21 protein-coding genes are annotated in these 24,897 nt (G+C 40.1%); 1 reads left to right on the plus strand and 20 read right to left on the minus strand.

Annotated features, from left to right (window positions below; all coding sequences use genetic code 11):
• Positions 1–247: 247 nt before the first annotated feature.
• The 14 genes from dapD to DABAL43B_RS04405 form a co-directional block, all read right to left on the minus strand.
• Positions 248–1,069, minus strand: a complete 822-nt coding sequence (dapD, locus tag DABAL43B_RS04340; protein ID WP_079691231.1) for a 2,3,4,5-tetrahydropyridine-2,6-dicarboxylate N-succinyltransferase — start codon at positions 1,067–1,069, stop codon at positions 248–250.
• A 215-nt stretch (positions 1,070–1,284) separates the two neighbouring features.
• The gene (locus tag DABAL43B_RS04345) at positions 1,285–1,572 is read right to left on the minus strand and encodes a hypothetical protein (protein ID WP_079691232.1); all 288 of its coding nucleotides are present in this window, start codon (positions 1,570–1,572) and stop codon (positions 1,285–1,287) included.
• Between the two features lie 2 nt (positions 1,573–1,574).
• Entirely contained in the window at positions 1,575–2,516 is a 942-nt protein-coding gene (locus DABAL43B_RS04350) for an alpha/beta hydrolase (protein WP_079691233.1), read from the minus strand.
• Positions 2,517–3,209: 693 nt separating this feature from the next.
• Positions 3,210–4,184, minus strand: coding sequence for a hypothetical protein (locus DABAL43B_RS04355; RefSeq protein WP_145952492.1), 975 nt, complete (start codon positions 4,182–4,184; stop codon positions 3,210–3,212).
• 91 nt (positions 4,185–4,275) lie between these two features.
• The gene (locus tag DABAL43B_RS04360; RefSeq protein ID WP_079691235.1) at positions 4,276–4,857 is read right to left on the minus strand and encodes a hypothetical protein; all 582 of its coding nucleotides are present in this window, start codon (positions 4,855–4,857) and stop codon (positions 4,276–4,278) included.
• A 189-nt stretch (positions 4,858–5,046) separates the two neighbouring features.
• Positions 5,047–5,724: a hypothetical protein gene (locus DABAL43B_RS04365; RefSeq protein WP_079691236.1), complete on the minus strand. Its 678-nt coding sequence runs from the start codon at positions 5,722–5,724 to the stop codon at positions 5,047–5,049.
• A gap of 121 nt (positions 5,725–5,845) precedes the next feature.
• A complete protein-coding gene (locus DABAL43B_RS04370) occupies positions 5,846–6,028 on the minus strand; it encodes a hypothetical protein (RefSeq protein WP_079691237.1) in 183 nt (60 codons plus the stop codon).
• Positions 6,029–6,211: 183 nt separating this feature from the next.
• Positions 6,212–6,904: a hypothetical protein gene (locus DABAL43B_RS04375; RefSeq protein ID WP_079691238.1), complete on the minus strand. Its 693-nt coding sequence runs from the start codon at positions 6,902–6,904 to the stop codon at positions 6,212–6,214.
• A 9-nt stretch (positions 6,905–6,913) separates the two neighbouring features.
• Positions 6,914–8,290, minus strand: a complete 1,377-nt coding sequence (locus DABAL43B_RS04380) for a hypothetical protein (protein ID WP_079691239.1) — start codon at positions 8,288–8,290, stop codon at positions 6,914–6,916.
• Positions 8,290–8,550 carry a hypothetical protein gene (locus DABAL43B_RS04385; RefSeq protein WP_145952493.1) on the minus strand — a complete coding sequence of 87 codons (261 nt, stop codon included), beginning with the start codon at positions 8,548–8,550 and terminating at the stop codon, positions 8,290–8,292. Before DABAL43B_RS04385 ends, DABAL43B_RS04380 begins: the two co-directional genes overlap by 1 nt.
• A complete protein-coding gene (locus DABAL43B_RS04390) occupies positions 8,550–9,125 on the minus strand; it encodes a DUF2345 domain-containing protein (RefSeq protein ID WP_079691241.1) in 576 nt (191 codons plus the stop codon). The genes DABAL43B_RS04385 and DABAL43B_RS04390 overlap by 1 nt, the downstream gene beginning before the upstream one ends.
• A 117-nt stretch (positions 9,126–9,242) precedes the next feature.
• Positions 9,243–10,349: a hypothetical protein gene (locus DABAL43B_RS04395; protein ID WP_079691242.1), complete on the minus strand. Its 1,107-nt coding sequence runs from the start codon at positions 10,347–10,349 to the stop codon at positions 9,243–9,245.
• Positions 10,350–10,462: 113 nt separating this feature from the next.
• On the minus strand, positions 10,463–11,503 hold the full coding sequence (locus DABAL43B_RS04400) for a DUF2515 family protein (protein ID WP_145952494.1): 1,041 nt from the start codon (positions 11,501–11,503) through the stop codon (positions 10,463–10,465).
• A complete protein-coding gene (locus DABAL43B_RS04405) occupies positions 11,496–12,836 on the minus strand; it encodes a DUF2345 domain-containing protein (RefSeq protein WP_079691244.1) in 1,341 nt (446 codons plus the stop codon). The genes DABAL43B_RS04400 and DABAL43B_RS04405 overlap by 8 nt, the downstream gene beginning before the upstream one ends.
• 683 nt (positions 12,837–13,519) lie before the next feature.
• On the opposite strand from DABAL43B_RS04405, the gene DABAL43B_RS04410 reads away from it, so the two are divergent.
• The gene (locus DABAL43B_RS04410; protein ID WP_079690684.1) at positions 13,520–14,272 is read left to right on the plus strand and encodes an IS5 family transposase; all 753 of its coding nucleotides are present in this window, start codon (positions 13,520–13,522) and stop codon (positions 14,270–14,272) included.
• 18 nt (positions 14,273–14,290) lie between these two features.
• Here the strand turns inward: DABAL43B_RS04410 and DABAL43B_RS04415 are convergent, their stop codons facing one another.
• The 6 genes from DABAL43B_RS04415 to tssM form a co-directional block, all read right to left on the minus strand.
• The gene (locus DABAL43B_RS04415) at positions 14,291–14,767 is read right to left on the minus strand and encodes a hypothetical protein (protein WP_079691245.1); all 477 of its coding nucleotides are present in this window, start codon (positions 14,765–14,767) and stop codon (positions 14,291–14,293) included.
• Positions 14,767–16,011, minus strand: coding sequence for a hypothetical protein (locus tag DABAL43B_RS04420; RefSeq protein WP_079691246.1), 1,245 nt, complete (start codon positions 16,009–16,011; stop codon positions 14,767–14,769). The genes DABAL43B_RS04415 and DABAL43B_RS04420 overlap by 1 nt, the downstream gene beginning before the upstream one ends.
• A 9-nt stretch (positions 16,012–16,020) precedes the next feature.
• Positions 16,021–18,717, minus strand: a complete 2,697-nt coding sequence (locus DABAL43B_RS04425) for a DUF2345 domain-containing protein (RefSeq protein ID WP_079691247.1) — start codon at positions 18,715–18,717, stop codon at positions 16,021–16,023.
• Positions 18,718–18,795: 78 nt separating this feature from the next.
• On the minus strand, positions 18,796–19,587 hold the full coding sequence (locus DABAL43B_RS04430) for an OmpA family protein (RefSeq protein WP_171996322.1): 792 nt from the start codon (positions 19,585–19,587) through the stop codon (positions 18,796–18,798).
• Positions 19,588–19,766: 179 nt separating this feature from the next.
• Positions 19,767–20,747 (minus strand): type VI secretion system-associated protein TagF, encoded by a 981-nt coding sequence (gene tagF, locus DABAL43B_RS04435; protein WP_079691249.1) that lies wholly within the window; start codon positions 20,745–20,747, stop codon positions 19,767–19,769.
• Entirely contained in the window at positions 20,744–24,814 is a 4,071-nt protein-coding gene (tssM, locus tag DABAL43B_RS04440; protein ID WP_079691250.1) for a type VI secretion system membrane subunit TssM, read from the minus strand. Before tssM ends, tagF begins: the two co-directional genes overlap by 4 nt.
• Between the last annotated feature and the right edge of the window lie 83 nt (positions 24,815–24,897).

Raw genomic sequence — 24,897 nt, forward strand, 5'->3', positions numbered from 1 at the left:
AGTGATTAAACCTTTATCAATCGTAATAAAAAGGCGGTTTGTGGTACGTGTCGCGTTATGTCTGAATAAGGCTAAAACAAGAGATGGATTATAACGTAATGTCTGTTATTAAGCTGCTATTAAGCTGCTATTAAGTGACAAAAAAAATGCCGGAGTAAACCCCAGCATCTTTTTATTATTCAAAACAGCGAATGTATTGAATAAATATAGTGACTAAATGTAGTAACTAAACATAGTAACTAAGCATTTAGGCTAAACGTAATAACTCATTTACTGATGTTTTAGCACGGGTTTGTGCATCGACTTTTTTCACGATAATAGCTGCATATAAGCTGTGTGTGCCATCTTCAGACGGTAAGCTGCCCGGTACAACGACTGAGCCAGCTGGTACACGGCCGCGATGGATTTCACCTGTTTCACGATCATAAATGCGGGTAGATTGACCGATATAAACGCCCATAGAAATGACAGCGCCTTCTTCTACGATAACCCCTTCAACGATTTCAGAGCGTGCGCCGATAAAGCAGTTATCTTCAATGATAGTTGGGTTGGCTTGTAGCGGTTCTAAGACGCCACCGATACCAACACCACCAGATAGATGGACGTTTTTACCGATTTGGGCGCATGAACCAACCGTCGCCCATGTATCTACCATTGCGCCTTGATCAATATAAGCACCGATGTTGACATACGACGGCATCAATACTGCACCGGCTGCAATGTATGAGCCTTTACGAGCAACCGCTGGTGGCACAACACGTACCCCTGCTTCTTTAAATTGTGCTTCAGTCCAGTCAGCAAACTTAGTCGGAACTTTGTCATAAAACTGCAGGTGTTCGCCAGCTGCTTGAATGTAGTTGTCATTTAGGCGGAAAGATAGCAGTACGGCTTTTTTTGCCCACTGATTAACGACCCATTCGCCATCCTTTTTTTCTGCAACGCGCAATGTACCGTTATCTAACTGCTCAAGCACTTGCTCAATAGCATTACGTACGTCTTGTGGCATAGTACTTGGGCTGTATTCGTTACGGTGTTCAAAAGCTTGTTCGATGGTCTGTTGTAATGACATAAAAATCCCTAAAATTGATGAAAGGTAAATAAAATGGTGGTAATGAGTGTGGTCGGCTATAAGAAGCTTACCGTATTGTTAATAATTTAGCGCTTATTTCACAGTTTTTCTTCAGTTTTATGGGCAATCATTGAGATGGCAGGTTACCTTTGAATTCATAACAATGTTTTATCAGATAGATAAAATACTATCATTACTGAATAATTACCTGCTTTTTAACTATCTACTTTACTGCTCATTTTTTTAAGATAATCTACAAACGCTAAGGTGGCGGCTCTATTGCCGTCACATCCCATCTCCTGAACTTCAATTTTCCATAAGTAATCAAAAATTATTTTCCCATCAGCATTTTTACAGATCAGCTCATATAGTTCAGGTACATAAGAATCGTACTCTCCTATCGAATGTGGAACATCTGAAATACCTATAGGATCCCATTTATAATGCAATGCTTCTGCTATAAATTTATAGAGGTTCATATCTATTTTGTTTGCTATAAACACTTTCAGCCACCTGCAGTATTACTATTTATCCAGCCTAATATGTCTTGATAAACCTGCTCTTTATTTTGTTCATGGAGTGGTTCATGGCGCATGTGAGGGTAGAGTTGTACAGATACATTGCTGAAATGCTGTTTCTCTAAACGGCTAGCAATTTTGCGAATGCCACGGCCCATATCACCGATAGGATCATTTTCTCCACTGATAAATAGTATCGGAAAATCCTTAGCAATCGTCGTGGCCCAGTTTTTATTCAATCCTGCTTCCATCAGAGTAAATAAAGTCATAAAACCGTTATTGGTAAAGGTAAAACCGTTTAATGGATCGGCTTCGTACGCTTCGACAGCGGCGGGGTCTTCATTTAGCCACGCAAACTGTGAAGAGGAAATACGATTGTTAAGCTTACTATTGAGTACCTTATTCATCGCATTAGCAAGTATGGTGTTTGGCTTTTTAGGCGCGGCTTTTGCCAGTAGCTTATTAACAGGCAGTAATACTTTGGTCAATGGATTGGCAGCCGCTGTGCCCATTAGGATTGCGCCCGTAAAGTCTCGCGCATGGTGCTTGAGTACGTTGCGTACAATAAACGAACCCATAGAATGACCCATCACAAAGTGCGGAACAGTCGGATGACGAGCTTTTAAGCTATCTGCCATGATGATGACATCTTTTAATAGCGACTGTACAGGATGCTCATGCCCAAAAAACCCCAAGTCTTTGGCAGATTTGACGGTTTTCCCATGCCCGAGCTGATCATAAGTCGCGACGGCAATACCGTGATCGGCTAAAAACTGTGCGAAATCTGCATAACGACCGCTATGTTCTGCCATGCCGTGAACTATCAGCAGGGTGGCGGTAATAGTGGTATCACTATCACTTGGCTCAAAAAAAGTGTGATGTAGATAATGAGTATTGTCAGAGGAGGTGATTTGTTCAGAGTTACTCATAAGAATCCAGTCCTTGAATGGTTAAGAATACGATGAGATAGATTATATATATTTTATGGCGTCATTATAGGGGTAAGTTATAACCACAACCAATTTAATCACAAAGCTTTTATGTAGTGAGATTTATTTTCAGTGATTATATCTGGGGCGACTATCAGAATATCAGACAGCATTCTTTTAATAAACATCTGGAACCAGTAGAAAAAGAGAAACGATACTTTAATAAAAACCTCTTATCAGGTGTCCTAAATTAGTTGACCACTACAGCTGAGCTATCGATCAGCGTGTAAGGTGTTTGCTGATGAGTTGTAGTTTGCTGTTCTTCTGCAATAGTCTCAAGTTGCGTCTTAATCGCGTTATGGTCATTCACTTGTCGACCAAGGCCCCGTTGCCAGTTGCGTTAATCGCTCAGTTAAGTGTTGGCCACCTAAGGCAGTCTGGGTCAGAGTCGGGGTATGCTGTTGATAGTTGTGCTCTACAGATTGCGCATGAGTTTGCGGTTGAGTGGAGAGGACTAGAAATAAAAAGCCACCCAAGGGTGGTTTAGAACGAAATATAAAAAACTAACCTTCTTCCCCCTCAAACTGCCAAATAACCTCACCCCAATTATTGTTAGGATAATCAGGCATGATATCGCCTTGTTTAAAGTAAGCACGGCTGTCAGGTTTTGCTTGCGTGAACCAGTAGCCTGACTTAGGGCTGACCAGCTAGGCAACGGCCTCTTGCTTGACTGGTAATTTCAGGTTTGTTGGCTTTGGTTTGATTCTCATAATAAGGCGTCATGTCTTCATCCGCCTCGGAACGTTTAATGAACTCTTCGTAAGTGATTTTATAAGGGTCAATAGATACAGACTTGCTGGTATCTATGCCTGTTTCTTTGAGTATGAGTGGTAGCGTATAGTCAGGTTGATTTTGCTGAATTCTTAGACCCATATTGATGGCAGAAGTTTCATTCTCTAATCTCCAAGAGACTATTTCTGGATAGGTTTCTGGATAGGTATCTTGCCATCTGATTCTATCCTCAGAGTCTAAATTGGTTTGAATTTTTTCTAATTCGTCATAGACATCTAAACTAATTAGATAATGACGATTACCAGTAGATGGATCTGTTTGTCTATTTATCCTAATGTCCATATAGATTTCTGTGCCATATCTTAATCGCCATAGCTGTAGATCATTAAGTTGCATCCATTCTTTAAAAGTAAGTGGGTAACTGTAGTCAAGATATAATTCTGAACCTTCATCTGTCGTTGCAAATGTAAAACTATCTTTGGCAGTCAACCTAGGAGCACTATTTGAATGCGCATAAGTCCAACCTTTATCTTGTAGTTCTTTAAAGAAAGCCATCATTTTTTTGTAAGCATCTTCGTCTGATATACCGTTGTCTGTCTTATCGAAGAAAAAATCAACTGTAATTTTATTCAACCCTCTCTGCTCGCTAGTTACCTTATCCATAGCTAAAATAGTGACAACTTGGTCAATCTTGAAACTATCATCAGAATAATGGAAAATTGCTTTCCCCATGTTGCTTGTTGAAAAGTCATAACCTTGAAAAGTAACGCCCATAGGCTGAGCGTCGCCTTCTTGAAACGCTTTATACTCAGGGTTGGCATCGTATAACTCTTTAGCAGTCATGTTTAATGAAATTTCTAAAGGTTTATCAGGCATAGTGCTCTCTTTTTCTGCTTGGCAGGCAGTAGTTAGAAGCATAAAACTAAAAAAGAACCAATTGCTAAATGTTTTTTTAATCATAAACTACTTATCTAACCATCATCCCAGCTTCGTAATCGATAACTAGAGGCTCATGCAAAGTATATTGTTGAGAGTTCAGCATTATTTTTGAAGTCATAAGTACTTGCGCATACTCATCATTTACAGTTAGCCACTTCATTGGCGTAGTTTTAGCTGAGTCGATAGGATTGCCTGGAGAAGTTAGTTTACCTTTGTTTTGGCCTTCAACTTGAGAAATGTCATATTTAAAGAACTGGCTATTACGTACTCCTTCAATATAGCATTCAGACCTTACGTCATGATAGCAGTAAGTCAGCAACTCATCAGTCGGATGAATCAAGTAAACTACTTCCCTAGAATCACCTGAATCTAGTATTTTGCCTAAAGATTTTTGTGCATCATAGTCTTGAGTATCATCATTTAGATCAGATGTTTCTGTTTTATTAGATAGAAAGTTATCTGAATCAACTGATGAGTTGGAAGTGCTTTCAGTATTAGACTCAGTTGTCAAATCATTGCCATTTCTATCAGTACTCAACTTTTCATCTATAGATTCAGCTGCTCCGCATCCAAATAATAGAATTGATGATATTAATATTAAATTTTTCATATATTATCCACAGTGACACTTTCTGGTAGGTAAAAGCCAAATATCTCCAAGGTAACCCAATGCATAATCATCCTGATAATCCATTGTAACCACAGTGGCATGTCCTGATTTAGCCATAATAAAAGCTCTAATAAGCCGTCCTAAATTAGTTGACCAATACAATGACTGACCCATATGGTGTTAACTGCTTCAACTGCCACCTAACGGTCTAAAATCTTTATTTCTATGAATTAAGATAAGACTTTGGTTTTGCTCTGACGTTAGATGTTTTAGTCTTCGAATATCGCCTTCTAACAGCTTTTCAGAGTTTTTAAGCTGCTCATAAGTGTAGGAATCATCAATGTAATTAAAGTCCTCAACATTGAGCGGATAAATTTTATACTTAGCTTCATTAGGATCATAATAATGCAATTTTAGTAAATTTGTTCCTGCTAGATATTTGGCTTTAGAGAGAATAGGGCTTTTTCCATTTTTAATATCAACAGACACATTATAAAACTCAGAACTAAATTTAAAATTCTCAAAAGTATCTACACCAATATTTGCATATACGTTATCACTATCATTCTCATAGTGTAGTGACTGTTTAGGGTTGAGAACCTCAATTGAAGTGCGCGCAACATTCGGTTCATTAAGATTGTGAACTAATAGTTTGCTATTATACATAATGGTTATTCTTTTTTGATAGGGATACCATTGTGAAGCTGAATATTCACTAAAAAATGTGAGATTAACAGAGAGATCGCTTTCGTTTTCAAGACTGTCTGCCTTAGAGAAAGTAAGGTGCATAGAGTTGCTCTTGTCCGTACTACAGCCCGCAATTGTTAGTAAAATCAATGCGAAAATAAAATATGCTATATCTTTCAACTATATAACCTTAACCATCGTTTGACAGCACTAAGTTCAGAAAAAGAGTTGGGTAGTTTCGGGTTTATAATCTCCTGTTTATTATCGTCGTAAGCTAAAACTGACATAACACCATTAATACTTAACTCACCATTAGGATATTTAGTAATGACAGTAGGCTTTTATATCTTGGAAAGACATGCCCCTGGAATGTCACACCCATAGGCTGAGCATCACCTTCTTGAAATGCTGTATATTCAGGGTTGCTCTCATAAAGCTCTTTAGTAGTCATGTTTAAAGTAATTTTTAGAGGTTTGTCAGGCATAACAACCTTCTTTTCTGCTTGGCAGGCAATAGCTAAAAAAAATGAGAGTAGTAAGAGATTGTTTAAACATAATACTAAACTTACCTTGGTTGCTTTGGTAATAGGATGCTATATCCTTATCCTTTTTCACCACTAAACTGCCAAATGGTTGGTGTAGCTAGTTTGGTATGATGTTGCCTTATTCTAAGATTTAGATTTATATAAAGACAAATCTGTTCTATTGTCAAACTCACATGATGTCAAATCCACCATCGCATACTTCGATTGTTTTTGTTGTACAGTACATCCTTTGTATTTAGTAATCTTAGGGCTACTTATGAGCTCTTGAAAAAATATTTCAGGGTCATCTGCCCCGCTTATATCTAACATTTTATATACGGCATCTTTATGGATGTTATTAAACGGTTCATGTGGTTGATAGTGACCTCTTAAGTTAGACATCTTGACAAAGTATTTATTATTCACTTTATCCAACGAGTAATCTAAGATAGTGTCATCATAATACTGAATGACACTAAAAAAACCATATGCAGTTTCCTCAAATTGTTTGTTTTTTATTTGTTTTTTATTTTGGTTCTTGTTAAAGAAATTTCTAATCTTTTTTACGTTTTCGTCAGGTAGGAAAAATGGTTCATGAGCTTGTTTTGCAGGTGTTTTAGTGATATGGGGGGCCCAGTCTGTTGTATTGAACTCCTGTTGTATGTGGGGTTCAGTCTTAGAGAGTGATACGCTCTCAGCGCTATTCTGTTCATCCAGTGTTACAGCAGATTCGATTACTTTACCTGAATCTAGAGTGAGTGAGTCAGAAGAGGTGGCGTCACAGGCAGCAAGTAATGTAGTAATCACTAGAGTAAGTGCGAGCTTTATTGTTTTCATATAGACCTCTTATAGTTTGTATATACTGGGATCTTTTTGCATTAGATACCACTGATACCTTGCAAGTGAAATACGTGAATTTGGATTATCGTTTCCAGTACCAAGTTGCCAAGTATAATCCATCACTTTATCACTAAACCCTTGATAGAATTTATATTGGTTAGCAAAACTAGGCTCAAATATGTGGGGTACTCCCAGGCTATGGGCTATTTCATGAACTAAAGTCTCATAATTGCTTAGACTTGATTTGAAAATTAAAACAACGTTGCCAAATGCAAATTTCCCAGTAGAATAATCTGGAGGTGCTCGACCATTTAAGCCTGTTATATCAAAATCTAATAAAAAAATGTAAGTTTTTTTATGACCTTTTTGATTAATGGATAAAGTATTACCACTCTTATCTTTATGTTTTCCCAGCCCATACTTATCATATGAATTAATAATTCCGTCACTTGCTGATTTAGGAGTATGACTATTTTTATTTGCACGCTTTATATAAGATTCTATATCAGTGTTGGTATCAAATTTGTTCAAATCGAATGGTTCTTCAGTTTTAATCTCTGCTCTTATGAGTGCTTGGTTGAATGATTTGTATTTTAAATACCATTCTATAGATTCTGAGGCTTTTTTGTTTATACCTGTAGATGTTTTAGTAGGCACCAATACTAAATCGGCTTTGTATGTCTGACTGTTTTTATGTACCATCAACTCTCCTACTAAGTCTTTCGAGTTAGCAGAAATAGCATAAACAGCGATACTTTCATGCTTGCTAAGTGGCTGGTTTTTTACCCCCTTAATCAATATCGCTCTTTTGAGAATATAATCCTTCCGAGCTTTCTTATTAGCCCTATCAACTACGGTAGTTTTATGTCCTCGATTGATAAAGTCTTTAATTGATATACTTGAAGGCGAAGCAGTAAGCTTACTTGGGTTTGAAGATACAAACTCTAGCTTCGTACATTTACTGGCTGATAGTTTAGAGGTGTCTCCAATTAGTTGCTGAAGCTCAATATCTAGTTTTACTCCATCTTTATGCATGGATGAGCCGCCTCTATAAACACTGTTGGTGGTATAAGGAAAGATAGCCAACCATGCAGGTAAATAATTGTATTTATGTAAAAGTGGTGAGTACATAGTATCTTTAAGGTAAATATCTTTAAAATTAGAAATATTACCTCTAAATAATGCTTTGTGAGTACGTTTACCTGTTGTGGGTTCTGTTACCTCTTCTATTGGATATCTGTCAGCATCTCGTGGATAGTCAAAGCCATAACGTCCAGCCATGTCGGTTGGCTGTCTAAAATGAACCGTAAACTCACGACGGCTGATCCTAAGCACTTTAAAAGGATCAGAAGGACCAGTATTACCATTAGATTTTTGACTCATTATTCTGCACCTTTTAATTCATCATCCTGCCAATCCAGCTCTAGATGAATTTCAATCTCATCCTCACTATCAGAATGGAAACGTTCTGACCATCCGTCTTTATCAGTGACACCTTTGAACTCTTCGCCTGTCTGTTTATTAACAGCAACATAAGAAGTATTGGCATAAGGCTCATCATCGTCATCCAAAAACTGATACGCTAAATTATAAACCCCATCCATTAGCGTCTTTTTATCAGGGATAATGTTAGGTAACCCCACTAATCCCAACCACCCCCAGCCTTACTATGCTTACCAGCCTTCTCCATAAATTGCTTAGCCGATATCATAATATTTGCGCCATCAAGCGTAATACTCGCACCACCAGCGGTCAGCGTAATTTTATTGGCCACCACCACCTCAACCTCTTTAGTCGAAGAGGAGATGTTTACATCCTGCTTAGCCGTGGCTTCCAGCTTGCCAGTATGGGCGGAGAGGGTGATGTTGTCTTTAGCATTGGTGAAACTCATCTGATCATCGGCTATTATATTGAGTGACTCGCTACTAATTTGATGATGACTATCGCCACTACTGATCATCATGTCCGTTTGCGTAGTATTAATCATCTCACCCATGCTTCTGTGAATCAGGGTATCAGTACCGACATAGCTGCTGTCTGCTGCGCTATCTATAAGAGTGTAGGGCGTTGTTTGATGGGTATTGCTTTGCTGTTCTTCTGCGATAGTCTCAAGTTGCGTTTTAATCGCGTTATGGTCATTGACTTGTCTACCAAGTCCTGTTGCCAGTTGCGTTAATCGCTCAGAGAGGTTCTGACCACCTAAGGCAGTTTGGGTCAAAGTCGGGGTGTGGTGCTGATAATTGTGTTGTCCAGATTGTGCGTGGGTTTGCGGTTGAGTGGAGAGTAATAAATATTAAAAACCACCCGAAGGTGGTTTAGATCGAAATATTAAAAACTAACCTTCTTCACCGTCAAACTGCCAAATCACTTCACCCCAGTTATTGTTTGGATAATCCGGCATGATATCACCTTGTCTAAAGTAGGCTCGGCTATCTGCTTTAGCTAAGGTATGCCAGTAGCCTGACTTAGGGCAGGGTTTGTTGGTTGGACAACGTCCACGAGCTTGATTAATAATTTCAGGTTTAGTCTCTGGTTGATCTTCATAGTAAGGGGTCATGTCTTCACCCGCCTCAGAACGTTTGATAAACTCTTCCTTAGTGATTTTGTAAGGGTCGATAGAAACAAACTTACTGGTATCGATACCTGTTTTTTCTAGTACAAGCGGTAGAGTATAGTCAGGTTGATCTTGCTGAATTTTTAGACCCATTTTAATAGCAGGATCTTCTGATTCTAGTCTCCATATGGGTATTTTTGAATATATCTCAGCGTAAATTTCTTCCCAGTTATGTCGATTATCTGGACCGACTATTTCTTTAATTATTTCCACTTGATCTCGAATAGTAAGGCCCATCAAATAATGGCGTTTACCTGTATCTGGGTTCGTATCTCTAATAAAATCTATATCCATAAATACATTGGAGCCATAACGTAACTCCCATTTGTGAATATTACTCAGTTGCATCCATTCATCGAATGTCAGTGGATACTTGAAATCTAAATAATACTTACTACCTTCATCATCAATAGTAAATTTAAAGCTATCTTTAGCAGACAAACGTGGGGCACTTATGTTTTTATTAGATACCCAGCCTTTACCTTGTAATTCTTTGAATAGTTGCATAGTTTTATTATAGGCATCTTTATCTGTGATGCCATCAGAATCTTTGTTGTAGATAAAAGTAACATCATAGCTTGTTAATAAACTGTCAGTTTTTTTTACATTATCATATGAATTAATAGACATAACACCGTCTACTTTAAATTCCCCATCAGGATATTTGAAAACCATGTTACTTTCTTGAAAGCGGGGAAAGTCATAACCTTGGAAGGTCACGCCCATAGGCTGAGCATCGGCATTCTGGTATTTTTTATATACAGAATTATTCTTATATAGTTCTTTAGCAGAGATGTTTAGAGATATTTCTAACGGTTTATCAGGCATAGTGATCTCTTTTTCTGCTTGGCAGGCAGTAGTCGAAAAAATTAGTATGAAACATACGAAGGAGAAGCAAAGTTTTTTTATCATGGCAATCTACTGTTTGTTTTAAGATGAATTTATGAGTCGGCCTTGTTATACCATCCAGCCATAGTTGTTAGTTCATCATGCATATAAACTTTCTCATCTTGCATCAATTGATGAAATTTCAGAGCAGCATTTTTTATCCACTTCATACGGCTATCATAGTTATACAGCACGATATTTGAATCAGGTCTAGACACATATTCATCAACATAATCGGGATCATCTACTTTTTTAGGTCTTTGAGGAGTCATGCCGGTCGCTAATACTTGTGGTATTGAGCATGAGCTTGAAAAAACAAGTTGAACATGAGGAGCTAGTGGACCAGCTAGTTTCATAGCTTTTATTTCAACCTGATGTTTTTTGTCTTCATAGATCAAAGGTTGTAAAATCATTTTTTGCTCATGGTATGCCGTTTGTAATAAGTTATCATACTGTGCATTTTTCTTTTTTATGCCATTACTAGAGTTCTCAAACACTTTTACGTATTCAAACCCCTTAATTAAAAAACTATTGCTTTTTAAATTATTTATTTTAGGTAAAGACTTTGCTGCCCAAGGAGCTTGATTAATAGCTGTTTTCATTTGTGGTACAAGGTTGTTTGTATTCCTATCATTGATACATTTAAAAAATACAGCTGACCCATAGCAACTGTAATAATGATGCCATCCAGCAATATCTTGAAATAACCAGAAATTACCTTGTCCAAACCAATCTTCTGCACTTACTGCCCAGTTGACATTTTTAGAAATCCGATTCAGTGTCCAATGTTCTAATGTACATGCTACTGTTTTACTTGCAAAGGCACCTAATGCCATCCAGTAGAACCTACCTTTCTTTGATGGGTCACCAATTTTTCTAGTCCCATCTCGCTCAATCTCTAAATATAATCTCGCATAAGTACCTGTAATACGTCTTGCTCTCACTTTCTTATTCTTAATATAGCTATAAGTATTATTGTCAGTTGGACTTGATAAACGTTGTAAGCAAAATTTCTGTGAGATTGACCATAAATCCGTACATGAACACGTTTTCGGTGTGCAGCTGTTTAGTTGTGTGGTAGTTTTATTACTCATCAGAATTCTCTTCTATCTCATTATTTATAAATTTAGGCCAAGCTAAATCAACCTTAAACGTATCTTCTTGATCGCCTGAGTCTACTCGAGGCGTTTTACCATCTCTATCTGACTCTGCCTTTATATTAATATTTTTTCCAGTTAATAGGTATTGTATATCGGGTAACGCATTACCCATAGGATCAACAAACTGAATTTGCTCATCAAAGAACTCTTTTTCTAGCAGCTTATCGAAAGGCAGTCGCGATAAATAATTACCATCCATCCCACCTCCAGCCTTGCTATGCTTTCCAGCCTTCTCCGTAAACGATTTTGCACTGATGGTAATATCACCACCTTCTAATACAATACTCGCACCACCAGCCGTCAGCGTAATTTTATTCGTCGCCACTATTTCAACCTCTTTCGTCGAAGAGGCGATGTTTACATCCTGCTTTGCCGTGGCTTCCAGTTTTCCTGTATGGGCAGAGAGGGTGATATTCTCAGTGCTATTGGTCATACTAAACTGACCATCGGCTACTATATTGAGTGACTCGCTACTCACTTGATTATGACTATCGCCACTGCTGATCATCATGTCCGTTTGCGTAGTACTAATCATCTCATCCATAGTTCTGTGAATCAGGGTATCAGTACCGACATAGCTGCTGTCTGCTGCGCTATCGATCAGCGTATAGGGTGCTGTTTGATGAGTCTTGGTTTGCTGTTCCTCTGCGATAGTCTCAAGTTGCGTCTTAATCGCGTTATGGTCATTCACTTGTCTACCAAGTCCTATTGCTAATTGCGTTAACCGCTCTGCTAAGTGCTGACCACCTAAGGCAGTTTGGGTCAGAGTTGGGGTATGCTGTTGGTAATTGTGTTGTCCAGACTGTTCGTGAGTTTGCGGTTGAGTGGAGAGGACGAGTGCTTCGCCTGATTTGATATTGATTTGGGCGTTAGTAGCCGTATTGATACCTTGGCGTTTAGCACCATCTGTAGCAGGATTTATAATACCCATCTTTAGGCTGGCACTGATTTGTCCATCATCGACGTTGAGCTGTGAGTAAGCTTGTTTGCTGCGGTGATCAGTCACCCATTCTGATAAGCCGTTGTCGGTATTGCGATAACCGCTTTCAATGGCTTGTTCGTTATTAGTGGCAAATAAACTAGGGCGAGACGATGACAATAGACTGCCAGTATTGATCAGATGCTCGCTATCACCAATGGCTTGTACGAGGGTTTGATCATTCGCTCTATGGGTGAAGTGTGTGCCATAGTTAGCACTGGCTTGTGCCTCAAGGCGATTGATAGGCTGGGCTGGACTATTCAGTAAGTAGTTTTTGGTTGGGGTCATATGGTTGCGACTGTCTGTATCGCTTTGGGTTTCGGTAAAGTTGGACAGAATAAGTCTGCTATAGAATGAATTATTTCATGTAAGGTTTAACTTCACTCTCAAAGTAGTCATCGGCTTGATTAGCGGGGATAGCGCAGGTAGTATTGAATGTCAAACTCTGTCCTGTTGATTCGCAGTTATTAACGCGATATGAAGTCTCTTCATCGCAATATCTATGTCTAGCATTATTTGCAAGCTCGATATCATATACGAAATATACATCATCATTGTATTGCATTTTATATGCATGGTTTGGAACTAGAGCATTTCTATCATCAAAATAAACAACTGTATAACCATCAAAATCAATAATATACTCCTGTTTAAAGCTACTAATGCTTCTTCAGTTTTTATCGAATGTATAGAAAAGAGCTTTACCATTCTTAGTCAACTTCTGAAAGTCTTGTAATTCAATTGTTGGTTGAATAGATGATGAACATACGTTAGTTTTAGTAAGACAGCCAGTCAATAAAATGGATATAAGTATTGTAGAAGGAATATTTTTTATTAATAAATATACTTCTTCATATTGGTTGTTATTGACTGAAAGATTAGGGCGTGTTGAACATTGGCGATAAAGTGTTGGCAAAAAAAATAGCGAACGTCTAATCTTTAAGTTCTCACACCAAAAGATCACGTTCGCTATGCCTCGTACCATGCTCAAAGATGAACACTGGACTAGACTAAGACCTATCTTACTAGAACTGAATATTTATGACAAAGGAAATCTAAGACAAACAGTTGAAGGTATACTTTATCGAATGCGCGTTGGTTGCCCTTGGCGTGACTTACCCGAGAATTTTGGTAAGCCTAATACCATCTACAAAGCTTATCAACGCTGGTTTCGCAGTAATAAGTTGATTGCGTTGTTCGCTTTATTAATCAAAGATTCAGACCTCGAATGGGTATTTATCGATGGTACTCATATTAAAGCGCATCAGCATAGCAGTGGTGGTAATGAGAACCTGCAAGGTATTAGCAAAAGTGTGGCAGGACGTGCCACTAAGATCCATTTAGCGGTTGATGCTCATGGTAACCCAATCACTTTTATCTTATCAGATGGCACCACTCATGATGTGAAGATAGCACCAGACTTAATTGATAACATAGATTTGAGCGCAACAGTGACCGTATGCGCCGATAAGGGTTATGATTCTGAGGCACTGCGGGCGCATATTAAACAAGCAGGGACGCGTGATAACATCCCTCGAAAACGAAACACGAAGTCCTCTAACGACCATATGGATTGGGACTTGTACAAAGTCCGCCACTTAGTAGAAAACGCTTTCGCTAAACTAAAAAACTATAGAGCAGTTGCCACAAGATTTGATAAGCTCAAGCAAAGTTATGAGAATACGGTGGCTCTTGCTTGTGCTTATCTCTGGTTGAAATTATGAATGTTCAACACGCCATAGTTACATAGTTGGTTTAATTTTATTTTTAAAATAGCTATCAGCTTGGTCAGCGGGAATAGCACAGGAGGGGTCTATATCTAAAATATAACCTTGAGATTGACAATCGTTTACATTATAAGTTGTTTCATCGCTACAATATCTATATTTAGTGTTGTTTGCTATTTTTATATCATGTATGAAATATATGTCATTATTATATTTTATTTCATACACATTATTTGGAGTAATACTTTCTTTTTTATCAAAATAAACTACAGTGTAATCTTCAAAGCTTTTAATATATTTAAAAACATAATTTGAAACCATTTTTCTATCTTTATCTATCATTAATAAGCTAGCTTCATCTTTATCAGTTAACTGTTGAAATTTTTGTATGTTAACTGTAGGATTTATGGTGTTAGGACAGATATTACTATCACTTAGACAACCAGTTAGTGATATAGATATAAAAATAAGAATGCAAGTTCGTTTATTCATTACTTTACCTCAATGTGTCCATAGTAATTATTCGAAAAGTTAGTAGCACTAATCCCTTGCTTTGAAATAATTCTTGGAGAGTTTTTGGGGTTGTATCCCCAAGTAAATATATCAAACTTTACATTTCCAATATGCAAAGAATCACTTGCGACATTACGTCCATCACCATCAAAAAACTGTAAACCACCTTCATAGACTACCCAATGAATTGAGTTTATATCTCTATCACCTTTTTTGTCATCAATCATTTTTGGCTGTATCATCATTATTATTTTTTTACCAGATTTATATTTTTTATCCATTTCAAATAATTTATCTATACTAAAGTTTCTCTTATTAATTATTGTCTTTCCAACATCTAATAAACCCAAATCATTACTTTTTGCACTGCTATAGCCTGCCACCTCTTTACACATGCGAGTAAGCATTCCCATCCAGTTCACAGCGCCTAATTGGTCAAATGACCCAGTTTCGATACCATCGTATCTTAGATTACTTTCACTACTACGTGTAGAGGCTAACACTATCCAATCAACTTCATCCATTTTCATGTTTTTGTAGTCAGAATCCTCAGGCTTTATGTCATACATTGAGCTTTTAGGCTTAATAGTATAACCATTACTTAGTTCGTAAATACCTGTTCTATGCAGCTCTATCGCTATTTTTTTGTATAAGCTACTACTCCGTTGTATTAAAATATAGTATAGGCATGCCATACCACAGAGTGATGAAGCACCCTGATCTATCATCCAAGGATACATCATTCTTTGTTTCACTTGATTAAGTACCTTGCCACTATCAAAGTACATGAAACGATTATGGACAAAGTATTTATTACTAACAGATTTTTTCGGTCGTGCTTGCATATGGCAACTTATTTCGATTTCACAACCTGCCATATCTTTATGTTTGTCTTTCAAATCAAGCTCAAATTCAGGACCTTTTATTATCGCTTTTAATGCCATGAGCTTGTTTTGAGAAGTACTGGGACTCGTGTATCTAATGACCCAAACTATCTTCGTACTTTCGATACTATTCTTCGAGCCTGCTAACTTAGCTAAGAACTTATAAGTTTTATTAAATACTAAGCCCTTTTTGTCAATTACGCCCGTTCCTTGATTATTTGCACCTATTGTAAGATCGGTTGTTAATTCAAAATTTACTAGCGTCGGTACGCTAATGCTTTGATTGTAGAGATTAAGCGTTCCTAATCTTGAAGAGGCTTTTGTAGTTGTTTTACCCATTTTTTTGTCCTAAATGCTATCGTCAGTTATTTCATGCAACTCAACTACGTTATCGTCTTCATCAAGCTTTAAATAAACTTCAATTTCTTCAGGGTTATTTGAAGAAAAACGTTCAGTTCTACCATTCTCATCGGTCTTTCCTGATTTTTGCTCTCCAGTATTGAGATTAGTGGCTTCATATTCAACAAATGCTAATGGATTGTTTTCATCATCTGTGAACTTGTATGCGATACTATAAAGAGTGCTTAATATTTGTTTGTTAGGCAACCCCGCCAATCCCAACCCATCCAAACCACCCCCAGCCTTGCTATGCTTACCAGCCTTCTCCGTAAACTGCTTTGCCGCTATCGTAATATTTGCGCCATCTAAAGTAATACTCGCGCCACCAGCCGTTAGCGTAATTTTATTAGTTGCCACTACTTCAACCTCTTTGGTGGAAGAGGCGATGTTCACATCTTGCTTAGCCGTCGCTGCAAGTCTTCCTGTATGGGCAGAAAGGGTGATATTCTCGGTGCTATTTGTCATACTAAACTGACCATCGGCTATTATATTCAGTGACTCGCTACTGACTTGATGATGACTATCGCCACTACTGACCATCATATCTTGCTGCGTGGTGGTGATCATCTCACCCATGCTTCTGTGAATCAGGGTATCAGTACCGACATAGCTTGTATCTGCTGCGCTATCGATCAACGCGAATGGCATTGTTTGATGGGTGTTGGTTTGCTGTTCCTCTGCGATAGTCTCAAGTTGCGTTTTAATCGCGTTATGATCATTCACTTGTCTACCAAGTCCTATTGCTAATTGCGTTAACCGCTCTGCTAAGTGCTGACCACCTAAGGCAGTTTGGGTCAGAGTTGGGGTATGCTGTTGGTAATTGTGTTGTCCAGACTGTTCGTGAGTTTGCGGTTGCGTTGATAGCACCATCGCTTCGCCTGATTTGATATTGATTTGAGCGTTAGTGGCCGCATTGATGCCTTGACGTTTGGCTGTGTCTGATGGATTGATAATACCCATTTTTAGACTGGCGCTGACTTGTCCATCATCGACGTTGAGCTGTGAGTACGCTTGTTCTGTACGGTGATCAGTCACCCATTCTGATAAGCCGTTGTCGGTGTTACGATAACCGCTTTCAATGGCTTGTTCGTTATTAGTGGCAAATAAACTAGGGCGAGTCGATGACAATAGACTGCCAGTATTGATCAGATGCTCGCTATCACCGATAGACTGCACCAGGGTTTGATCATCTGCCCTATGGGTGAAGTGTGTGCCATAGTTAGCACCAGCTTGTGCTTCTAGTCGACTAATAGGCTGGGCTGGGCTATCCAATAAGTAGCTTTTGGTCGGTGTCATATGATTGCGACTGTCTGTGTCGCTTTGGCTATCTGTAATCCCTGTCATTGGCGGGAGAGCACGTCTGCTGTATAGAGATCCGACCCATGGGGTATCAGCGGTAATGAGGCGTAACTGAGTCAAATGAATGCCAGCTTCCAAAGATGAATCATGACGCTGATGATGGCGTGAGCTTTGGGTCAGCCCTGTCACATGTGCCAGACTATTGCGTGCCAGATGCACGATATGGGTAGCGCGGTAGTGCTGATTAAGCACACTATGATCGGTAAGGCTAAAGGTATCGGCAACGTTTAAGTCAGTAGCATGGGCTAGTGCATGATAGACGCTATAGTTACTTTGATGGCTGTTAGCAATTATGCTGGCATCATCAATACTCTCGGTATCCGTTACTGGAGCTAAGGCGGCTGGGCTGTCTAAAGTGAGTGAGTGGCTACTCGTCTGATGGCTGTTTTCATCAGCAGTATTGCTCATCGCAATATCGGCTGACTGGGTTGGCTGTGCGACGCTGGCGCTATTAAAGCGCTGCATCGTTACTGAGTTTGGTTGGGTGATGACCTGCTCACTGATGGCCAAGACAGGCGCATGGACACGATCATGTAATACTTGTTGGTAGCGCAGTGCGCCAATGTTCACGCTGATACCATCGCTATCGCTTGGACTATGCGATGTAATAATGAGCTTTGGTGGACTGTGCTCATCCGTTTGCTCATGGCGTAAGTAAGCCGTCAGTCCTTGACGCGAGAGCCGCTCGCAAATATGTGTCCAGTCGCTTATTTGCCATTGGGTCATACGAGCTGGTGTCCAGCTAGCACTACCTTCATCGTTGCTACTATCATCAATTATTTCTATCTCAAGCGCGGTCGTGCGCTCTGCTACCATCGCTTGTACGGTCAAATCAGTATCGATATGACAGCGTAAATGTTGATGTAATCGATAGGTGATCGGCTGTGCGAGCAGACGGTAATAACCATAACTGCCATCATGATCCAATTGCTGCACGGCCGTTAGATATAGATGGCGAAAGCTTAGACCACTTGGAGTATCGAAGCTTAAGGTTAAAGGGCTGCCGATGAGATTGGTTAGTGGCGTAAAGGGTGGATGATGGCGCTCATGGATATAAACATGCAGCACATAGGTGTCGATACCGTGCTGTTGGTGTTGGCGACTACCATTGGGATTTAGTTGAGCAATAATATCGGCTTCATCAGAGTTATGCATGAGCTTATCTTGCCACGCTTGATGAGCACAGATATCTTGCTGAGCACTCGGATAGGGCGATTGAGTACAACCTTCACTGGCATAGAGCCTATCAGGGTGCATTGGCAGCACGGTATTGGTTAAGCGTAACATAGGGGTAGTCCCTCTTGTGTCAGAGACGGCATCATAAGCATCAGTGCTTAGCTGCCATTATCAACGTACATAGCAGCGTTATTCACCAAGGTTAAATTCGATACGGCGGTTACGAGTGCGACCCTCTTCGTTGTCATTACTCGCGATAGGATCAGCGTCGCCTTTACCAGCGGTACTTAGACGAGCCGCATCAATGTTACGACCTATGAGGTATTGCTTGACCGCTTCGGCACGCTGATTTGATAATGTTAAATTGCCACTAGGATTGCCGACATTGTCGGTATGTCCAATGATGGTTACTGGCTTATCGCCAACTCGCTGTAATACACCCGCCATGTCGTCTAAAATACCAAGCCCCATAGGCGTCAAGTTAGCGCTACCGGATTCAAACTCGACAATACGGTTGCCTAAAGTGTCGTCTAAGAGATGTTGTTCACCTTGGGTGACGACCAGTTGATTCTCTAGCTGATAAAGATCAGTCAAACGGGAGTGAATACGGTTTTGAATGGCTTGTTTTTGTTCAACGCTACTGACTTTGCCATGTAAGCTAATGGTCGTACCATGAATATCGATACGGCCTTGGCGAATATTAGAGATGTCGCTATCGATAATAGCCGTTGCTATCTGTTGCCAGTTGGTTGGTATACTGATGTTCGAACGCACTTCAATTTCATCTCTGACGGGTTTATTAGGATACTGTGCTTTTAGCTTTTCAAGAAGCTGCTGTTTGTCTGAGCTGGTAGCGACCACACCTTTTATGACGACAGGCACATTTTGTGCGTCATTGGTCACATGAGCATCGTTATGTGCTGCAAAGACAACGGCGCTGATAGGGAAGGTCATAGCGACGGCTAATAGCAGGTTTTTCATGCGATTTGTTGGCCTAGGTTTGGATGTTTTGGAGAGGACTTTCATCAAAGTACCTTTTTTAAGCTTGGTATGATTGAGCAGTGACTAATTACAGGCTATGACACATAGCTACTACCATGAGTGGTTTTTAATAAGTAACGTTTAATTAGTGGCTTTCAATGAATAATAGTTATAAATAGCTATTGTGCTAAAAAGGTTTTTTTAAACAATTGCCTAGTATCATACAGGTATAGATTGTCTTGTAACAATATTTTATTAAAACGGGTTAGCCCAATATCTTCATTAATATAGCCTTGTGTCCAGTCGCTATCAGCGATGACTACCCAATCTTCAGGATAGCTATTTTCACTCTCTGATATTTGCTCAAGTATGTGTCCATCTGGCTTAGTGAAGCTCAACAGTAAACGATAGCAATTAGCAACACGGTATAGATAGGTATTCAGATAGAGCTGATGCGGCTGGTAGAAACCATTGATGAGATCATGCCAAAAAGTTGCCATGTGTATCGAGTTTTCTCTATCAGACGTGAGTGACCAGCAAATGGCTTTATTGAGCCCATGAAAGCCTTTAGTAAAGGTAGGTAAAAATAACAAGCCAGTAGCGATAATTTGCTCTATCAGTTGCGACTTATCGATGTTCATTAAGATCGCTATATCTTGCAAAGTAGTGGTATTGATAAAGTCATAATAGTAAGTACTGGCACTGTTATTGATCGTCAGCTGACTATGATTGAGATATTCCATAAGATCAGTATTGTCAGTTTTAGACTTGGCCACGCTCAAAACTTCATAAGTGTCATTCCAAAGGGTCGACGACTTGACTGGTAGATAGTTCATCCAGTTTTTTGGTTTATCAGCATGCAGTACGCCAAAACCTATCAGCGGATAGTTTCTATAGCTACTATCGTGACTGGGAATAAGAACACCGGTGATAATTTCATTAGATCTGGTATCTACATGACTAAAGTTTAAAAAGGCAATGTTATCGATGTGCGCTTTATCTATCACGCTTTCACTAAAGATTTTTTCCGAAATGGTTAGGGCTTGACTGACCCATTCATCAATGGCATTGGTTTCGGAGATATGAGCACGCGCCCGTATAAAATCTCCGCGAGCAGGCAGTTTGCCAAAATATACTAAAGGTAAGGATTTAGGCATCATGGCGTTTGCTCCTGCTGCTCAGCGACGGCCGAATTATCATTAGTAGCAGCAGGAGGCTCCGTTTGTGTACGGCTATCATTATTAGCACTAGCGGACGAGTTCAAGTCGCTGGCTGATTGCGCGCGGTTTGTACTGCTTTGTTCATTACTGTGTTCATTGCTTTGTTGACGGCCTTGTTGATGGTTTTGAGCGGTCGAATTGGCTGCCGAGTTATTGGTGGGAGAGCTGCTAACGACTGTATTGTCATCAGTAATTGGCCTTGCTGTGCGCGTGACACCAAGAGCGATAATCTCATCCGGTAATTTCATACCGGTAAATGGATTGGTAGAGCGGCCTTGAGTAGCGGTACTGCTACTACCACTGCCACTGATGATTCTAAAGCGTACAGAAACAGTGATACCGTCACCTGACCATGCCATTTCAAAAATATCATTACCAAGTTCAGTACGGCGTGCACTATTGATCAGTTTTTCTACCCCGAAGCTACCTGCCTCTTCAAAGACCGTAAAGTCTCTGCCATCGTAATCTTTGGCTCTGATGCTCGCCCCAGGCTGGCTACTCGGATTTGGCCATACAAAGGTTGTCCAAGCTTGGGTACCCATGCGATAGCGCAGCTGTTGACCATCAACCACAATCGTATATTCGGTCAGACCGCTAACAGGCAATGGCATGATTTGGAATGTAGTTTGATTGGCAGCGCCGCTAGCGCCGCTAGCGCCAGCGGCACCAGACGCTCCAGCACTATTGCTACCAGTATAGTTAACAAAGTAACGACCGAAGTCAGCGACAAATTTAGGGCTCAATCCTAAACCTGCACCATTCCAAATCTTACTTGAGATTTGATCACCGCGGCGAATAATAAAAGGTGACAAGGTCTCGTTGACAAATCTTGCCACATAGCCGTCTTCGCCAAAAAACTGGCCAATCTCAGCAGGAGTGGCTTCTAAGTTGGCATTGGCAGTAAACGGATATTTATTACCCAAATTATCAAGAAAAGGCTTATAGACTTGCGCCTTCCAAACTTTATTAATCTCTGCCTTAGTTGGTGTCAGCAGCATATTGAATGAGCGGGTCAGTGGCTCACTTAGTAAAGGGCGAACAAGTTGCTTGATTTCAGAGTTGGCTTGGCTCAGTATCTGCTCATCTAATATCTGCAGAGATTTGGTCAATTCTGAGCCTTCAGGGCTGAGGGTCTGCGAGGCAAACAACAAGGCATCAGGGCCAATGTCATCACTACGCACGATATTATTAAAGCGCGTTCTAATATCTCCTAAGCTTGCCAAGTAATTGTCTAATAGCGATAGATTCTGATTGTCTTCTCGTGGCGTCACCAAGGCATGTATAGAGGAAAACTCTTGCGCAATCACACCTGAGCGTGCTTGCGCTGTCGGAGCAGTATTAGCCGAGGTACTACCGCTGCCGAGCGCCGCTTCTGCTTGCCGCAGCTCAGCGGGGCTTTGACGCAGGATGGTTTGCTTGAACCAATTGACAAATGAGCGTCGAGATTGGCCGCCATCAGTTGAGGCTTGGTTAGCTGCTTGATTATCCCACTGAGTTTGACGATCTACCGTCTCAAACAAAGTCTTTAGTGGTGACTCTGTTGTATTAGACAACTGGTTTAATAAGACAGCATGGTCGTCAAATCCTTTACTATCACGAATATACACTTGTGATAAAAAGCGTTTCCATTCGCTGATATATTCTTGCTTATAGCGATTGACCAGATATTGTCGTATTTGTTCAGGGCTACCGGTCAAGGTAAGGTCATCTTGGCTATTGGTTGCCAGCACCCAATCATCTGCAACTACTTTGGTAGTGGCGGCTTTATCAATCTCATCACTGACGAAAGACTCCCATGCTTGCTTGGTAAAAGTGCCGGAAATAACATAGCTACCGAGTAGTGCTTCATTGGTCGTGTTTTGAGTCATCTGGGCGACTGTCACTGATGGAAAGCGGGCAGATGAGCGCATTTTAATTTCAGAGTAGACGCGTTCTCGTGCAGGCTGCCCCTTACTGACTTTTGATAGATTACTGCGAGTTTTATCTATCAGTCCTAAGTCGTTTTGGATAAGTGGAAAAGCAGGATCATCGACGTGAGCTAGGCTAAAGCTTAAGATACGCTCAGCTTGGCGAATCATCTTATCACGCGGCATATCGGCGCGATTGGCTTCAAGCCAGTTACGCCAAAATCGCGTCATTTGATCACTTAAATGACTGTTTTCTAAATGGTCATGGTTGCCAAGCATGAGATAAGCTTTGAGGGCATTATAAGCGTCTTCGACATCGGTTGGATCCGACTGAATATAGGCATTATTAGTGGCAGTCTCAGCCGCATCGTCAGAAGCCGACGCCTCTGTGCGCACTTCCAACTGAGCGGCGTTGGTGTTTACCTCGGTCAAAAATTTTTCTATATTTTGTTTTGTGGGTGCCAAAACAATGATGCCAATACCATTATAGTATTCAGATAAGAGTTTTTCTTTGAGTTTATTGCCTTGATAGAGACCAAAGCTTAACGATAATGGGCGATTATCTTCATATTCTTCAAGCTGCTCTATCCGACTTTGTAAGATACTCAGCGACTCAAGTTGAGATTGCAGGTCACCGTTAGTGTTTTTCTGTAGTTCTGCGACTTGTTGTAAGTCAGCCATGACCCGTTCAGTCAGCTGTTTATTATTGGCATATGACCATGTCCACAAACCGACAGCCACGCATAAACTAACGACAGCGGCTAAGGTCGCAAGCGCGCGATGACTGCGTTTGTTACGATTTTTGTGCTGCTTAACCAAATGCTTGTCTTTTAAAATAACTTTTGAAAATAGGTCTTGTAAGAAATAAGGCTTGTCTGTGGCTTCTTGTTGCGCATTAAGTGGTACCGCTGGTGTGTGCAAGTCATAATTTTGCACCATTTGTAGCGTCATCTGACTGCTTACTTGTCCATCTTGCAAGGCACTAGTAAAGTAAAATCCACGTAGTATGGGCTTAAATTGAAAAGGGTTGTCTTCAAACAATGCATGCATAAGTGTCCGTATCATCGGACGTAACGACTGGAATTCCATCGGAAAAGTCATGAGACTCGGAGATACTGTTCGCTGGTGACGCAAGGAGAGTTTAGTGGTACTCAAGTCTTTTAGACCATTGACCAATATGCCAAAGTGCTCTTCAAATACATCCGTAATATTAATATTGTCGAGGTCTTCAGGGTAGGGAATAGTCGCGCCCCATACTTGACTGCGATCTTCTTGTTCATAGTCATGAAAGAAATCACGAAAGCCTGAGACCAAATCCATCTTGGTAAAAACCACATAAACAGGAGCATAGACTTCTAATTGCTCAGTTAAGTCTTGCACACGACTGCGTAAGTTTTTGGCCAAATCCAAGGCATAGCTTGGATCGTTTTTGGTGAGCTCGGCGATACTAACAGCAATGATAATGCCATTAATAGGCGCTTTGGGGCGATTCTTTTTGAGGAGGTTTAAAAATGACAACCATTCTGAGCGATCGTCTTCATAGGCAGAGTAGCGTCCTGCAGTATCGAGCAAGATGCCTTCGGTTGAAAAGAACCAATCGCAATTACGCGTACCACCTACGCCTTTGACGGATAGCTTGTTGGACTGCTCCATAAACGGAAATTTTAGCCCAGAATGGAGCACCGCTGAGCTTTTACCTGCTGCCGGATTGCCAATAACCATATACCAAGGCAACTCATACAACGCTGCTTTACCGGTTTGATCGCCAAGCTTTGATTTGCGAATGGTTTTAATAGCATCTTGCATTTGCTGACGTAATGCTTGAACTTCTTGGGCATTTTCATCTTTAGCGATACTGTCGTTATCATGCTCATCGCTACCATCTTCTACTAAGTTTGCTAATTCTACTGAGGCAAGTTTACGTTTTTTCCAAAAATAATAGCCAATTGAAGCTATTAGCACAAAGGTTATGACAATCCCAAGGATAATAAGAAAGGTTTTAAGGGTCACATAATCATAAAGTAAGACCAGTGCGACGATAACCCCTAAGCTCAATAACACTCTTGGATTATAAATAAGATGAAAAAACCTTGAAAACATGCCTGCTACCTAATGTAATCGTAAAATAATAGAGAATTATTGGGGTGTCAAAACAGCAAGTAAGATGCTTATTGGCGGAGCTA

This window comes from Psychrobacter sp. DAB_AL43B (genome assembly GCF_900168255.1).
Classification (GTDB): domain Bacteria; phylum Pseudomonadota; class Gammaproteobacteria; order Pseudomonadales; family Moraxellaceae; genus Psychrobacter.

Coding starts and splice junctions, on each gene's coding strand:
- tssM (WP_079691250.1), bottom strand. CDS start 24,814: ATGTTTTCAAGGTTTTTTCATCTTATTTATAATCCAAGAGTGTTATTG.
- DABAL43B_RS04425 (WP_079691247.1), bottom strand. CDS start 18,717: ATGTTACGCTTAACCAATACCGTGCTGCCAATGCACCCTGATAGGCTC.
- DABAL43B_RS04415 (WP_079691245.1), bottom strand. CDS start 14,767: ATGAATAAACGAACTTGCATTCTTATTTTTATATCTATATCACTAACT.
- DABAL43B_RS04370 (WP_079691237.1), bottom strand. CDS start 6,028: ATGCCTGACAAACCTCTAAAAATTACTTTAAACATGACTACTAAAGAG.
- DABAL43B_RS04395 (WP_079691242.1), bottom strand. CDS start 10,349: ATGCCTGATAAACCGTTAGAAATATCTCTAAACATCTCTGCTAAAGAA.
- DABAL43B_RS04420 (WP_079691246.1), bottom strand. CDS start 16,011: ATGGGTAAAACAACTACAAAAGCCTCTTCAAGATTAGGAACGCTTAAT.
- DABAL43B_RS04405 (WP_079691244.1), bottom strand. CDS start 12,836: ATGACCCCAACCAAAAACTACTTACTGAATAGTCCAGCCCAGCCTATC.
- DABAL43B_RS04400 (WP_145952494.1), bottom strand. CDS start 11,503: ATGAGTAATAAAACTACCACACAACTAAACAGCTGCACACCGAAAACG.
- DABAL43B_RS04430 (WP_171996322.1), bottom strand. CDS start 19,587: ATGAAAAACCTGCTATTAGCCGTCGCTATGACCTTCCCTATCAGCGCC.
- tagF (WP_079691249.1), bottom strand. CDS start 20,747: ATGATGCCTAAATCCTTACCTTTAGTATATTTTGGCAAACTGCCTGCT.
- dapD (WP_079691231.1), bottom strand. CDS start 1,069: ATGTCATTACAACAGACCATCGAACAAGCTTTTGAACACCGTAACGAA.
- DABAL43B_RS04380 (WP_079691239.1), bottom strand. CDS start 8,290: ATGAGTCAAAAATCTAATGGTAATACTGGTCCTTCTGATCCTTTTAAA.
- DABAL43B_RS04350 (WP_079691233.1), bottom strand. CDS start 2,516: ATGAGTAACTCTGAACAAATCACCTCCTCTGACAATACTCATTATCTA.
- DABAL43B_RS04410 (WP_079690684.1), top strand. CDS start 13,520: ATGCCTCGTACCATGCTCAAAGATGAACACTGGACTAGACTAAGACCT.
- DABAL43B_RS04360 (WP_079691235.1), bottom strand. CDS start 4,857: ATGAAAAATTTAATATTAATATCATCAATTCTATTATTTGGATGCGGA.
- DABAL43B_RS04355 (WP_145952492.1), bottom strand. CDS start 4,184: ATGCCTGATAAACCTTTAGAAATTTCATTAAACATGACTGCTAAAGAG.
- DABAL43B_RS04375 (WP_079691238.1), bottom strand. CDS start 6,904: ATGAAAACAATAAAGCTCGCACTTACTCTAGTGATTACTACATTACTT.